Raw genomic sequence first — 11,882 nt, forward strand, 5'->3', positions numbered from 1 at the left:
GTGCAAGGTCCGCTGGTTGAGCCGGGCGAGCGCCCCAGCGCGAGCCCGAGTCGAAACCCGGTGACACCACGGGAGACCCTCCCCCCGCCTCACCCGGTTTCGACACTGCCCTCCCTAACGCTCCGGGCCGGCTCAACCAGCGGAGTCCGGCGGGGCTAGGCCGGGTCACCAGTCGGGGTCGATGCCGTTCTCGAGGTACGCGGTTCCCCCGCCCTCGTCGAGCTGGCGGACGGCGCGCGCCACCAGGCGGGCGGTGTAGTCCGCGGCGTGCGCCTTCAGACCGACCTCGTCCACCCAGTGCACCGCGCGGATCTCGCGCGGCTCCAGGACCGCTCGCTCGACCTCGGCGGCGCCACCCACCTCGACGTCGAACAGGAACAGCGTCGCGTCGTCCCAGCCGTGCCATGGCGGCAGCCAGCTGACCGTGGCCAGCGACCGGATCCGCGCGTCGAGCCTGAGCTCCTCGCGGATCTCCCGAACCACCGCGTGCGCCGGCGACTCCCCCGGATCGACCACGCCGCCGGGCAGGTCCCAGAAGTTCTTGTAGACCAGCTCGCAGACCAGCACCTCACCGCGCTCGTTGCGGATCAGCGCCTGGGCGATGGCCCGCTTCGTGGGCAGCCCCGCGTTGAGAGTCGCGACGAATCCCTCGCGGGTGAACGGGTCCGGGTCGTCGGCGAGCCGGCCCAGCAGCACGGCGCCCCCGGTCGCCGCGTACCCGCGGACGACGCCCTCCTTGCGCAGCCCCGCCCGACTGGCGATGCGTACGGCGTCCCGGTCGGCCACGTCGGCGTACACCTCGACGCGGCGGAGACCGAGCTCCTCGAAGCCGTAGCCGGCGAGCGCGCGGAGCGCCTGGCTCATGCGGTCGCCGGCGCGGCCGCGCACCTCCGACCAGCTCAGCCGGCCCGTGCCGTCCCGGCCGTTCGCCCGCGTGACCGTCACGGCGCCCGCCACCACACCGTCGGCCTCCACGACGAAGCTCACCGCGCGACGGTCGTCGGCGTACGCGGCGTGCCGCTCCTTCGTCGACAGGCCCTCCGCACCGGCCAGGTCGGGCTCGGTCGGTGCCCAGGGACGCAGCGTCACCGCCCCGTCGACGAGCGTCGGCTGCGGAGGTACGGGCGCGGGCGACGTCATGCTCCGAGCCTATGGCGCCGAACGGCCGCACCCCCGCCACCGGGGGTGACAGGGGTGCGGTTCGGGTGGTCTCAGCCGGTGACCGGCAGCGCCGTGGTGCTCGGCGTCGGGACCGGCGGCTCGGTCGGTTCACCCGTGGGGGTGGGGCCGGTCGGCTCCTGGGTCGGGGACGACGTGCCCGTCGGGGGCTGCGTCGAGGTGCCCGTCGGAGTACCGGTGCCCGTGAATGTGCCCGTCGGCGTGCCGGTGGACGTACCGGTGCCGGTCGTCGTGCCCGTCGGCGACGGGGTCGGGGACGAGGTGCTCGTCGGGGGCTGCGTCGGCGTCGAGGTGGGCGAACCCGTCGGCGTCGGCCCGGCCGCGCACGAGGCGTACCCGAGCTTGATGTACGTGCCCTCACCGATCGCGTCCGCGAGGTCGAGGTACGCCCCGACGCGACCGTCCGCGCCGCCGCGGCCGAAGGTGACCGTGCCCTGGGCGTTCGCGTTGCCGGTGAACGCCGCCAGTGAGGTGGTGGAGCCGAGGGCCTTCTTGCCGGGTGCGCCGCCGCCGGTGACGGTCACGGTGTACGCGCCGCCGTCGCAGCCGACGGTGACCCCGATGCCGCTGACGCCCAGCGCCGGCATCGAGAAGCGGGTGACGATGCCCTCCGCGCTCGTCGACTCGTCCGACACCCCGCCGGTGGTGCTCGCGCGCGCGGTGAAGAAACCGTCGGAGTCGCCGACCGAGCCGCTCGCGAACGTCGGGTGGTTGTCGGTGATCGTCCGCCAGGCCACGCCACCGCCCACGGGGTCCTTCGGCGCGGCGACGCCGCCTGCGCTCGCGACGACCAGGCCGATCGCCCCCGCCACTCCAGCGGCGACCGATGCGCCGAACAGCGCTGTGTTGCGCTTCATTTCTCGTCCTCCCTGACGTCGATTCATGCGGTGATGGATACAGGCGTCCCCGTCGGCAGCCTGCCGAGGATGTCGAGCGCTGCGTCCGGGATCCGTACGCAGCCGTGCGAGACCTTGCCGGTCCGTCCGGCCGCCGTGGGCCAGCCGTGGACGGCAACGGTGCCGGGGCCGCCGCCGAACGTGTCGAGGGTGTCCGAGTGGGCCCCCAGAGCGTAGATGACCGGTGAGAAGCTCTGCTGCGGGTCCACGAACCCGGCAAGGAGGAACGTCTCACCGCTCGGTGTGGGCGTCCGGTCCTGGCCCTGGCCGATGCGCCAGCTGCCGGCCACGCGCTTCCCCTCGTCCACGGTCATCGAGCCGGTGGCCAGATCGATCCGCACGGCCCACCGCGTCGTCGCGGTGCGCTGGCCGGTGTCGGGGATCCACGCCGTCGCGCCGTTGGGTCGGGACGGCAGCCGCACCTGCATCCAGCCGTCCCGCTGGGCCAGCACCGGCAGCCAGGTCGGGTTGCCGATCTGCTTCGCCGGTACGACCGTGACCGGCGTAGCCCCCGGCCGCGCGAAACCGGCGGTCTCCTGCGCGACCTGGACGACGACGCCGTGGCTGCGACCGGACAGGTCGACCGGCGCACCGCGGACCGTCGTGTCGGTCGTCGCCCGCGGGAGCGCCGCCAGCACATCGGCGGACACCTGCGGGACCGGGACCCGCGTCGCGGCCGGCGCGGACCCGGCCGGGCTCGAAGCGGACGAGACCGGCCGGCCCGCGGAGTCGTCCGAGCCGAGCGTGCGCAGGGCCAGCACGACCACGCCGGCGACGAGCGCGAACCCCACGACGACGCCGAGAACGACGGTCGTGAGGCGCGCTCGTCCCGACGCGCCGGGCCGACTGGTCATGCTGTGCTCATCGCGGATCGGACGGTGGGACTACTTGCCGAGCTCGGACAGGAAGGCCGAGCCGGACGGGGTGCCGACACCGGTGACGTTGTCCCAGCCGGCCTTGGTGACGAGGTCCTCCGGCTTGGCGTCGAACCCGATCAGGTTGAACGGACGCCCGGCGCCCGGCAGGTACACGCCCGCCTTGCCCGGCGCGTTGACGTCGCTCAGGGCGCTGGTGCCGCGCAGCTTGTAGATCCACGGCGTGGCCAGACCGATCTTGCGGCCCGTCTGCGCCTTCGACAGACCGACCAGCGCGGCCGTCACCGGCGAGCTGAGGCTGGTCCCGCCGAACGAGCCGTAGGAGACCGTGACGTTCTCGGTGAAGCGGATGGTGTAGCCGGTCGCCGGGTCGGCGAGCGCCGACACGTCCGGGACCGTACGCATCGTGGTCGACCCGGAGACGACGCCCTTCTGCCAGGACGGCTGGGCGTACGACTGACTCACGCCACCGCCGGCGCCCTCGACGCCGTTGGCCGCGGTCACGTCCGTGATGCCGGTGGTGCTGGAGAGGCTCGGCTGCTGGTAGAAGCGCGACTCCCAGCCGGCCACCACGGACTTGGTGCCGGCGGAGGTCATGCCCACAGACGTACCGCCGACGGCCGTCACGTTGATGCTGGAGGCCGGGTGGCCGACGCCCTTGGCACCGTCGTTGACGGTCGAGTTGTTGCCGATGTCACCGGTCGAGGCGAACACGCTGATGCCGGTCAGCGCGGCCTGCTGGAACGGCCGGTCCCAGGCGCTCTTGTCCGACGCGGTCATGCCGGCGTCGGAGGTCGAGCCGAACGACATGGAGATGGTCGACACCTTGTGCTCGCTCACCATCGTGCCGAGCATCTTGGTCAGCGCGCCGTCGTAGCAGCTGGAGGCGCCGTAGTAGAAGATCGGCGCGCTGGGCGCGATCGCGTGGCTGGACTGGACGTCGAGCGCGTGCTCGCCCTTGACCCCCTCAGGGTCGCACGCGGGCATGTTCGCGTCCGGCTTGGCGATCGTCGCCGTGTAGCTGGTGAGCTGCGGGTAGCCGGTCTTGGTCATGTACTGGTTGGTGATCGTCTTCATCGCCGTGTCACCGCCCCAGAGCAGGATGCCCAGCGCCGGCGCCTTCGCCGCGGCACCCTTCGCGCCGTACATCGTGGCGAGGTCCTTGGGCTGGTAGCCGCACAGGACGTTCGACTCCTGGGCCCACTTCTTCGCGGTGGGCTTGAGCACCGAACCCCAGTACGGCGCGCACGAGTCGGCGGCGGCCGCCGTCGCGTGGGTGCGCTTGCCCGGGGACGGGACCTTCTCCAGCAGTCGCGAGCTGTTCGACTGCACACGGTGCAGCGTGTTGAGACCGGCGACGCCGGACAGGCCGAGCGACGCGGGGACCTTGGGGTCACGGTCGACGGCCATGCCGCGCCGGCCGTTCAGGCTGGCGTCGTGCAGGTTGACGCCGAACGCGCGGTTCATCGTCCGCACGGTGGAGGAGACCTCGACGGTGCCGGTGTCGCGGCTGGTCCCGGTCACCGTCAGGCCCTTGCCGCGTGCCCACGCGGCGGCCCGGTCGATCTTCGCCTGGGTCGGGGTGAACGCCGCGCGGTACTGGGCCGGCGTCATGGTCACGCCACGGGCGATGAGCTGCCGGGCACGGGCCTGGTCGCGCATCGGCAGCTGCAGGGTGGCACTCACCTGGCGACCCTGCGGTGCGGCGGCGTGGAGCACGACGCGGTCACCGGAGTCGGAGGTGATGGCGGTCCCGGAGTTGTGCAGGGTCACCGACCGGTCGTCGTCGCTGCCGGCGGCCAGGGCGGCGGCCGGCACGAGAGCCATGGTGGACAGGGCAGCGGTCACCGCTGCGAGGTTTCGACGCTTCATACTGCTTTCCGCTCCTCGGGAAGACACCGGCTGGCGACGGCCTGGGGGCACGCCACGCACGCGCCGCCCGGCGCGGTGCACTCGTTGAATCCCCCAGAGAAAGCGCACGCCCCACCGGCGCGCGCGGGTCCTTCATAGCAGACCGGGCCGCGTCAGGTCGGCACTGCCCAGAAAAGGGACACCCGACGTTCACCCAGCCGGGCCGAGCACCTCGATCCGGCTGGACACCAGGACGGGTGCGTGGCAGGTGCTGAGCGCGTTCGGGTCGACGTGACCGGTGACCCGGACGCGCGTCCGGGTGGCGCTCCCACCGGCCGGGTCCGCGGCCGCCTGCTGGCCACCGCGCGCCCGGGTGCGGACGTCCGACGTCACGGCCGGTCCGGTCAGCGCGTACGGCTTCCCGTCGGCGGTCCGCATCAGCACGCAGGTGAGACCGGGGTACCCGATGGTGCCCTCGACCGTGAGGTCGTCCGTCGTCCCGTCACCGCGCGGCGGCGGGGTGCTCGGGAGTGCCGTCCCCTTGGGCGGCGGCACCGTCGAGGTCGGTGAGGTGGCCGACGTGGTCGGCGTCGCGCTCGAGGACGGCGTCGCGCTGCTCGTCGACGGGCTGCTCGTCGACGTGCTCGGACCGGAGGACGACGCCCCGCCGGTGGGGCCGTCCTCGCTGCCGCACCCGGCGAGCACCCCCATCGTCAGCACCGCCCCTGCGGCCATGACCACACCACCACGCATCGAACCCTCCTCGTTCGTCCGTCCTACCGACGTCTGACCCGGGCGCAAGGTTGGCATGCGGGGACCGGCGGCGGGGCGCGTACGGCTGCTGCGACGATGTGCGCATGATCCTCAACGGCGACGATCCCGACGTGCTCGCTGCCCCCGTACCGGTGGCGGTCGTGGGCGCTGGGGCCATGGGCTCCGGCATCGCGCAGATCGCCGCCCAGGCCGGGCACGACGTCCACCTCGTCGACGCCGTCGACGGCGCGGCACGGGCCGCCCGGGAGCGGCTGCACGCGACGCTTAGCCGCCTGGCCGGCAAGGGCAAGATCAGCGCGGAGGACGCCGCGGCGACCGCGTCCCGTCTGCACGTCGCGCCGACCGTACGAGCCCTGCCGCAGGTCGGCCTCGTGATCGAGGCGGCGGTCGAGGACCTCACCGTCAAGCAGGCGCTGTTCGCCGAGCTGGAGGCCCGGCAGGACGCCGCCGTGCTCGCCACCAACACCTCCAGCCTCGACACCAGCGCCATCGCGTCCGGGCTGCACCGGCCGGACCGCGTGATCGGCCTGCACTTCTTCAACCCTCCCCCGCTCATGCGCCTGGTCGAGGTGATCCACGGCCCGCACAACGCCACCGAGGCCGGCGGCGCACTGCTGGACGCCGCGAGCGAGCTGATGCGGCGCTGGGGCAAGACGCCGGTGCGCTGCACGTCCACGCCAGGGTTCATCGTCAACCGGGTCGCCCGGCCGTTCTACGGCGAGGCGCAGCGGATGGTCGGCGCCGGCGAGATCGACCCCGCGACGCTCGACCTGGCGATGCGTGACGCCGGCTTCCGGATGGGCCCGATGGAGCTCACCGACCTCATCGGCCAGGACGTCAACCTCGCCGTCGGCACCTCGGTGTGGGAGCAGACCGGCAGGGACCCGCGGTACGAGCCCACCGACTACCAGCGCGACCTCGTCTCCGCCGGTCGGCTGGGCCGCAAGAGCGGCGCCGGGGTGTTCACGTACGACGACGCCGGAGTTGCCCAGAACGCCCACGCCGACGTCTCGCGCGCGGCTACGATCACTGCGGCCGACGCCCCTCTGGCCGGCAACCCCGTCGCCCGCACGCTCGCCATGCTCGTGAACGAGGCGGTCGACCTGGTCGCCCGGGACGAGGCCACCGCCGAGGACGTCGACACCGCGATGCGTCTCGGGACGAACTACCCGAAGGGGCCGTTCGAGTGGGGCCGGGAGATCGGCTTCGCGACGATCGCCGACCAGCTGACCGACCTCGACCGCAGGTATCCCGGCGGCCGCTACCGCCCGAGTCCCGCACTGCGCGACGCGGGCTGACGCGCGAACAGGAGGCGTCCCGCCGTGAGCACGCACGAGCACGAATACGAGGCCGATCGCGACAGCGGGCTCAGCCACGTCCATTCGATGTGGGCCGCGGACCACGCCTCCGCCCTGCTCGGCATCGAGCTGCTCGACGTGGGTGTCCAGGACGGCCTGGGCTTCGCCCGCACCCGGATGGTCGTCAAGCACAGCATGGTCAACGGCCTGGACATCCAGCACGGCGGCTACATCTTCACCCTCGCCGACTCGACGTTCGCGCTGGCGTGCAACGCCGCCGGGCGGTTCACCGTCGCGGCCGGCGCGGACATCGTCTACGTCACCTCCGGCTACCTGGGCGACGTGCTCATCGCCGACGCCCGCGAGCGCGCGACCTGGGGCCGCAGTGGCATCACCGACGTCACGGTGACCCGCGAGGCGGACGGCGGGCTCGTCGCAGAGTTCCGCGGTCAGTCGCGGTCGCTGGTGCAGCACCATGACTGACCTGCCGGCGATCAGCGACGACGGACCGCTGCTCGACGACGCGGAGCGGTGGTCGGTCGACCAGCTGCGCTCCCACCAGCTCGAGCGGCTGCGCGACACCCTCCAGCGCGCGTACGACAACGTCCCGCACTACCGGGCTGCGTTCGACGCCAACGGTTTCCACCCGAGCGACCTGCGCAGCCTGGACGACCTCGCCGGTGCGCCGCTGACGTCCAAGGCCGACCTGCGCGCCAACTACCCGTTCGGGCTCTTCGCGGTGCCGCGCGAGCAGGTCGCGCGCGTGCACGCCTCCAGCGGCACCACCGGCAAGCCGACCGTCGTCGGCTACACCCGCGACGACATCGCCGTCTGGGCGTCGTTAGTGGCCCGCTCGCTGCGCGCCGCGGGTGTACGACCGGGCGACGTCGTGCACGTGGCGTACGGGTACGGGCTGTTCACCGGCGGTCTCGGCGCGCACTACGGAGCGGAAGCGCTGGGCTGCACCGTCGTGCCGATGTCGGGCGGTCAGACCGAGCGGCAGATCCAGCTCATCCACGACTTCGGCGCGCGGGCGATCATGGTGACGCCGTCGTACTTCCTGTCGGTCCTGGACGAGATGCAGCGCCAGGGCCTGGACCCCGCGGAGTCGCCGCTGGAGATCGGGGTGTTCGGGGCCGAGCCGTGGACGCCGGCGATGCGCCACGAGATCGAGCAGCGCGGCGCGATGCACGCGGTCGACATCTACGGACTGTCCGAGGTGATGGGTCCGGGCGTCGCGCAGGAGTGCGTCGAGACCAAGGACGGTCTGCACCTGTGGGAGGACCACTTCTACCCGGAGGTCATCGACCCGATCACCCAGCAGCCGGTGGCCGAGGGCGAGGTCGGCGAGCTGGTGATCACCTCGCTGTCCAAGCAGGCGATGCCGGTCGTCCGGTACCGGACGCGTGACCTGACCCGGCTGCTGCCCGGCACCGCGCGCCCGTCGATGCGCCGGATGGAGAAGATCACCGGCCGCTCCGACGACCTGATGATCGTGCGCGGCGTCAACGTGTTCCCCACCCAGGTCGAGGAGCTCGTCCTGGCGATCCCCGGGCTGACGCCGTACTTCCAGTGCGTCCTCACCCGGCCCGGACGGCTGGACGAGCTGACCGTGCGCGTCGAGGCGGATCCCTCGACGGCCGAGGGTGACCGCGAGGCGCTCGGACGGGACCTCGCCTCTCGCATCAAGCGACAGATCGGCGCCACCGCGAACGTCGAGGTCGTCGGCCCGGACGGCATCGAGCGGTCGGTCGGCAAGGCCCGCCGCATCGTCGACCAGCGCGACGACCGCTGAGTCGGCGACACGCTGGTCAGCGCCGGAGCGACCGGTCACCACGAGCGACCGGATCCGCGAGCGCAGCGAGAGTCCTTGGCCGGTAATCCCGGAAATTTTCAGCGGACGGGTCTAGCGTTCGACCGGACGAACCGGCAACCGCGGAGATGTGGGAATGACCTGGACCGAGATGACGACCCGAACGCTGGCCGAGCTGCGCGAGGCCAAGCCGATCTACCAGCCCACCAACTTCTGGGGGCCTGGCGTCGAGGCGCTCCTGAGCGACATGGAGTCCGCCGGGCTGGAGAGCTTCAAGTCGTGGCGGACGGCACACATCTGGTTCAACCCGATGTACGGCAACGGCTACACCAACGCCAGCATCGGTCAGATCCTGCCCGTGGCGCAGTCCCACAACCGTGCCGCCAACCTCAACTTCCTGTCCTCGGCGCTCAACGGGTCGATGCAGGCCAGCCGCGACTTCGACGTCGCCAGCGTGGCCTGGGACCAGACCCGCTGGCCGTTCGACCTGGTCAAGCAGGGTGAGAGCCGCGTCGGCCGCCCCGGCCAGGCCTACCCGCTGAGCGGGATCCCCGAGGTGACGTTCGGCCGCGCGTACGTCAACTACCTGCTGTGCCTGTCGGCGCTGTCCCGGCACGTCGACGCCCCGCCCCGGAGCTTCCTGGAGATCGGCGGTGGCTTCGGTGTGCTCGGCGAGATCGTCATGTCGCGCGACTCGGAGGCGCGCTACGTGGACCTGGACATCCCGCCGCTGATGACGGTCGCCTCGTACTACCTGTGCGAGCTGTTCGGACGCGACCGGGTGACCGTGTACGACGAGAGCCTCAGCCGCCCGGGAGCGATCAGGGTGCCCGCGTCCGGGGTCGTGCCGAACTATCGCATCGAGGACCTGGAGGGCGAGTTCGAGGTGTTCGTCAACTCCTTCTCCTTCCAGGAGATGGAGCCCGACGTCGTCGAGCACTACGTCGACCAGGTGTGCGCCAAGGGCATCCGGTACGCCGTCTCCCTCAACTCCCGCCAGGGCAAGCCCAAGGCCGCCGAGGCGGGCCAGTGGGGCGCCCTGGACCCGGTGAAGTCGGCCGACATCGCCGCGATGTTCGCCAAGCACGGCTTCGTCCAGGTCGGCGAGTACGACCAGCCGATGATCCGCAGCGGCGGTCAGCTCATCGTCCTGCGGCGCGACTGACCCGACGGCGCGGACCTCGGCGGAGCGGCGACCCCACGTCCCGCTCCGCCGGGGCCTGTCGGCCTGCGAGCCGCCGCTGCCGGTGACTCCGCCCCCTCGGGCGGGCGCGACCCGGCGTTCGGAACCGACTTGTGCCCCGGCGACGTCAGCACAGAACATCTGCGGGACGCCGTACGTCACGCGCGCGTCCGGACCTCACCAAGGGAGCGATCTCGATGACCACCCACCCTGCCCGGCTCGCCGTCGTCGGCGTCCTGGCCCTCGCCGTCGCCGCGGGCAGCACCGCCTGCCAGAGCGAGGACGCCGGCCCCGCCACCGCTGCGACCGCGAGCTCGCCCGGGCAGGGGATCGCCAGCGGTGAGCCGCACCCCACCCCGAAGACGGCCGACCTGTCGGCGTACGTCTCCCAGCAGGTCAGCTGGAGCGAGGGCACCTGCCCGAGCAGCATGCGCGCCCTCACCCTGCTGTCGTCGCGGACCGCGTGCGCCAAGGTGAAGGCGCCCAAGGACTACACCGACCCGAGCAAGGGCGACATCACCCTGATGGTCGCGCGCACCAAGGCCAAGACGCCGAACGCGCGGATCCTGTTCACCAACCCCGGTGGCCCCGGCGGTCCCGCCGCCCGCTTCTCGGCCCTGGTCTCCCAGCTCTCGCCCCTCGGCCGCACCCACGACGTCATCGGCATCGACCCGCGCGGCACCGGCGAGAGCACGCCGGTCAGCTGCGAGCCCGCCCGTGACACGGTCGGGGACGACCGGCAGCTCGACCGCGTCGCGACCGCGCAGGCCGCCGTCAAGAAGCAGGTGTCGGACTGCGTCGCCAAGCACGGCGACTACCTGCCGTACATCACGACCGACAACACCGCCCGCGACCAGGACCTCGTCCGGCAGATCCTCGGCGCGGACAAGGCCGACTACTACGGCGTCTCGGCCGGCACCTGGCTCGGCGCCCGCTACGCCACGCTGTTCCCGCAGCACGTCGGCCGGTTCGTGCTCGACAGCAACACCAACTTCACCGGGCTGTTCTCCGACTCGTTCGGGACGCAGCCGATGTCCTTCCAGCGCCGCTGGGACCAGCAGTTCCTGCCCTGGGCCGCTCGGCACGACAGCACCTACCACCTCGGCACGACCGCGGAAGCCGTCAAGGGCGCGTACGAGAACGTCCGCAAGGCGGCGAGCGAGGACCGGCTGGACGTGTTCAGCGCCAACGCCGTCGACCACCTGATGGCGCAGCAGCTGTACAGCGACGAGGGGTTCCGGGGCGCCGCCCAGCTGCTCAGCCAGCTGAACGCCGCCGCGAACGGCAACTCGGCCGGGCTCGACGCCGCCAAGCGGTCCGTCGGTGGTGGCGGCGGCGCGGAGTACACCGACTACCGCGAGGACACCACGTTCATGGCGGTGACCTGCAACGACACCCCCTGGGACAAGGACCAGCAGTCGTACGTGAACACCGCGCGGGCGGACGGGCCGAAGTACCCGCTGCTCGGGTACGGCGCGACCAGCCCGTGCGCGTACTGGCCCTACACCGCCCCGCAGACCACGGTCGACCTCAAGGGCGCACCGCCGATGCTGATGATCCAGACCGAGCTCGACCCCGCGACGGCGTACGAGGGCGCGGTCGCGTCCCACCAGAAGGTGCCGGCCAACACCCGCCTGCTGTCGGTCGACAACCAGGGCAACCACGGCGCGCTGGTCGGTACGACGAACGGCTGCGTCTCGACCGCCGGGTACGACTTCCTCACCCAGGGCAAGCTGATCGGCCAGGACTCGGTCTGCCCGGCCGTGCCGCTGACGGGTGAGAAGGCCGTCTACCCGGTCGGCTCGACGATCGCCGGCCCGGTGCTGCCGACGGCGGACGCGTACGCGAAGGACAAGCCGGGCATGGCCCAGCAGCTGCTGCAGGAGCTGCTCCAGATGCTGGTCGACGCCACCCGCCCCCCGACCCGCTGACAACGCCGGTTGAGCCGGCCCGGAGCGCTGGGTCACGACGCCGGTTGAGCCGGCCCGGAGCGCTAGCGGAGGGCCGAGTCGA

General features: G+C 72.2%; 11 protein-coding genes. 6 read left to right on the plus strand and 5 right to left on the minus strand.

Annotated features, from left to right (window positions below; all coding sequences use genetic code 11):
* Positions 1-165: 165 nt before the first annotated feature.
* The 5 genes from P4R38_RS15950 to P4R38_RS15970 form a co-directional block, all read right to left on the minus strand.
* A complete protein-coding gene (locus P4R38_RS15950; RefSeq protein ID WP_277193040.1) occupies positions 166-1,140 on the minus strand; it encodes an NUDIX hydrolase in 975 nt (324 codons plus the stop codon).
* Between the two features lie 71 nt (positions 1,141-1,211).
* Positions 1,212-2,036 (minus strand): hypothetical protein, encoded by an 825-nt coding sequence (locus P4R38_RS15955; protein ID WP_275237066.1) that lies wholly within the window; start codon positions 2,034-2,036, stop codon positions 1,212-1,214.
* 23 nt (positions 2,037-2,059) lie between these two features.
* Positions 2,060-2,929: a L,D-transpeptidase gene (locus P4R38_RS15960; RefSeq protein ID WP_275237065.1), complete on the minus strand. Its 870-nt coding sequence runs from the start codon at positions 2,927-2,929 to the stop codon at positions 2,060-2,062.
* Positions 2,930-2,959: 30 nt separating this feature from the next.
* Positions 2,960-4,822 carry a S53 family peptidase gene (locus tag P4R38_RS15965; protein ID WP_275237064.1) on the minus strand — a complete coding sequence of 621 codons (1,863 nt, stop codon included), beginning with the start codon at positions 4,820-4,822 and terminating at the stop codon, positions 2,960-2,962.
* A 189-nt stretch (positions 4,823-5,011) separates the two neighbouring features.
* Positions 5,012-5,356 carry a hypothetical protein gene (locus tag P4R38_RS15970; RefSeq protein WP_275237063.1) on the minus strand — a complete coding sequence of 115 codons (345 nt, stop codon included), beginning with the start codon at positions 5,354-5,356 and terminating at the stop codon, positions 5,012-5,014.
* 16 nt (positions 5,357-5,372) lie between these two features.
* Here P4R38_RS15970 and P4R38_RS15975 point away from each other — a divergent pair, with 16 nt between their 5' ends.
* The 6 genes from P4R38_RS15975 (at position 5,373) to P4R38_RS16000 (ending at position 11,800) form a co-directional block, all read left to right on the plus strand.
* Positions 5,373-5,591: a hypothetical protein gene (locus P4R38_RS15975; protein ID WP_275237062.1), complete on the plus strand. Its 219-nt coding sequence runs from the start codon at positions 5,373-5,375 to the stop codon at positions 5,589-5,591.
* Positions 5,592-5,658: 67 nt separating this feature from the next.
* On the plus strand, positions 5,659-6,873 hold the full coding sequence (locus P4R38_RS15980) for a 3-hydroxyacyl-CoA dehydrogenase NAD-binding domain-containing protein (protein ID WP_275237061.1): 1,215 nt from the start codon (positions 5,659-5,661) through the stop codon (positions 6,871-6,873).
* Positions 6,874-6,897: 24 nt separating this feature from the next.
* Positions 6,898-7,356, plus strand: a complete 459-nt coding sequence (locus tag P4R38_RS15985) for a hotdog fold thioesterase (RefSeq protein ID WP_275237060.1) — start codon at positions 6,898-6,900, stop codon at positions 7,354-7,356.
* Positions 7,349-8,668, plus strand: a complete 1,320-nt coding sequence (paaK, locus tag P4R38_RS15990) for a phenylacetate--CoA ligase PaaK (RefSeq protein ID WP_275237058.1) — start codon at positions 7,349-7,351, stop codon at positions 8,666-8,668. Before P4R38_RS15985 ends, paaK begins: the two co-directional genes overlap by 8 nt.
* Before the next feature lie 154 nt (positions 8,669-8,822).
* Positions 8,823-9,851, plus strand: coding sequence for a putative sugar O-methyltransferase (locus P4R38_RS15995; protein ID WP_275237057.1), 1,029 nt, complete (start codon positions 8,823-8,825; stop codon positions 9,849-9,851).
* A gap of 215 nt (positions 9,852-10,066) precedes the next feature.
* Entirely contained in the window at positions 10,067-11,800 is a 1,734-nt protein-coding gene (locus P4R38_RS16000) for an alpha/beta fold hydrolase (RefSeq protein WP_275237056.1), read from the plus strand.
* Positions 11,801-11,882 lie beyond the last annotated feature (82 nt).

The sequence above is a fragment of the Luteipulveratus flavus genome (assembly GCF_029439465.1).
GTDB classification, from domain to species: domain Bacteria; phylum Actinomycetota; class Actinomycetes; order Actinomycetales; family Dermatophilaceae; genus Luteipulveratus; species Luteipulveratus flavus.

Bases quoted from the DNA above. Each gene is read 5' to 3' on its own strand.
- P4R38_RS15950 (WP_277193040.1), bottom strand. From the start codon at position 1,140: ATGACGTCGCCCGCGCCCGTACCTCCGCAGCCGACGCTCGTCGACGGG.
- paaK (WP_275237058.1), top strand. From the start codon at position 7,349: ATGACTGACCTGCCGGCGATCAGCGACGACGGACCGCTGCTCGACGAC.
- P4R38_RS15965 (WP_275237064.1), bottom strand. From the start codon at position 4,822: ATGAAGCGTCGAAACCTCGCAGCGGTGACCGCTGCCCTGTCCACCATG.
- P4R38_RS16000 (WP_275237056.1), top strand. From the start codon at position 10,067: ATGACCACCCACCCTGCCCGGCTCGCCGTCGTCGGCGTCCTGGCCCTC.
- P4R38_RS15960 (WP_275237065.1), bottom strand. From the start codon at position 2,929: ATGACCAGTCGGCCCGGCGCGTCGGGACGAGCGCGCCTCACGACCGTC.
- P4R38_RS15995 (WP_275237057.1), top strand. From the start codon at position 8,823: ATGACCTGGACCGAGATGACGACCCGAACGCTGGCCGAGCTGCGCGAG.
- P4R38_RS15980 (WP_275237061.1), top strand. From the start codon at position 5,659: ATGATCCTCAACGGCGACGATCCCGACGTGCTCGCTGCCCCCGTACCG.
- P4R38_RS15955 (WP_275237066.1), bottom strand. From the start codon at position 2,036: ATGAAGCGCAACACAGCGCTGTTCGGCGCATCGGTCGCCGCTGGAGTG.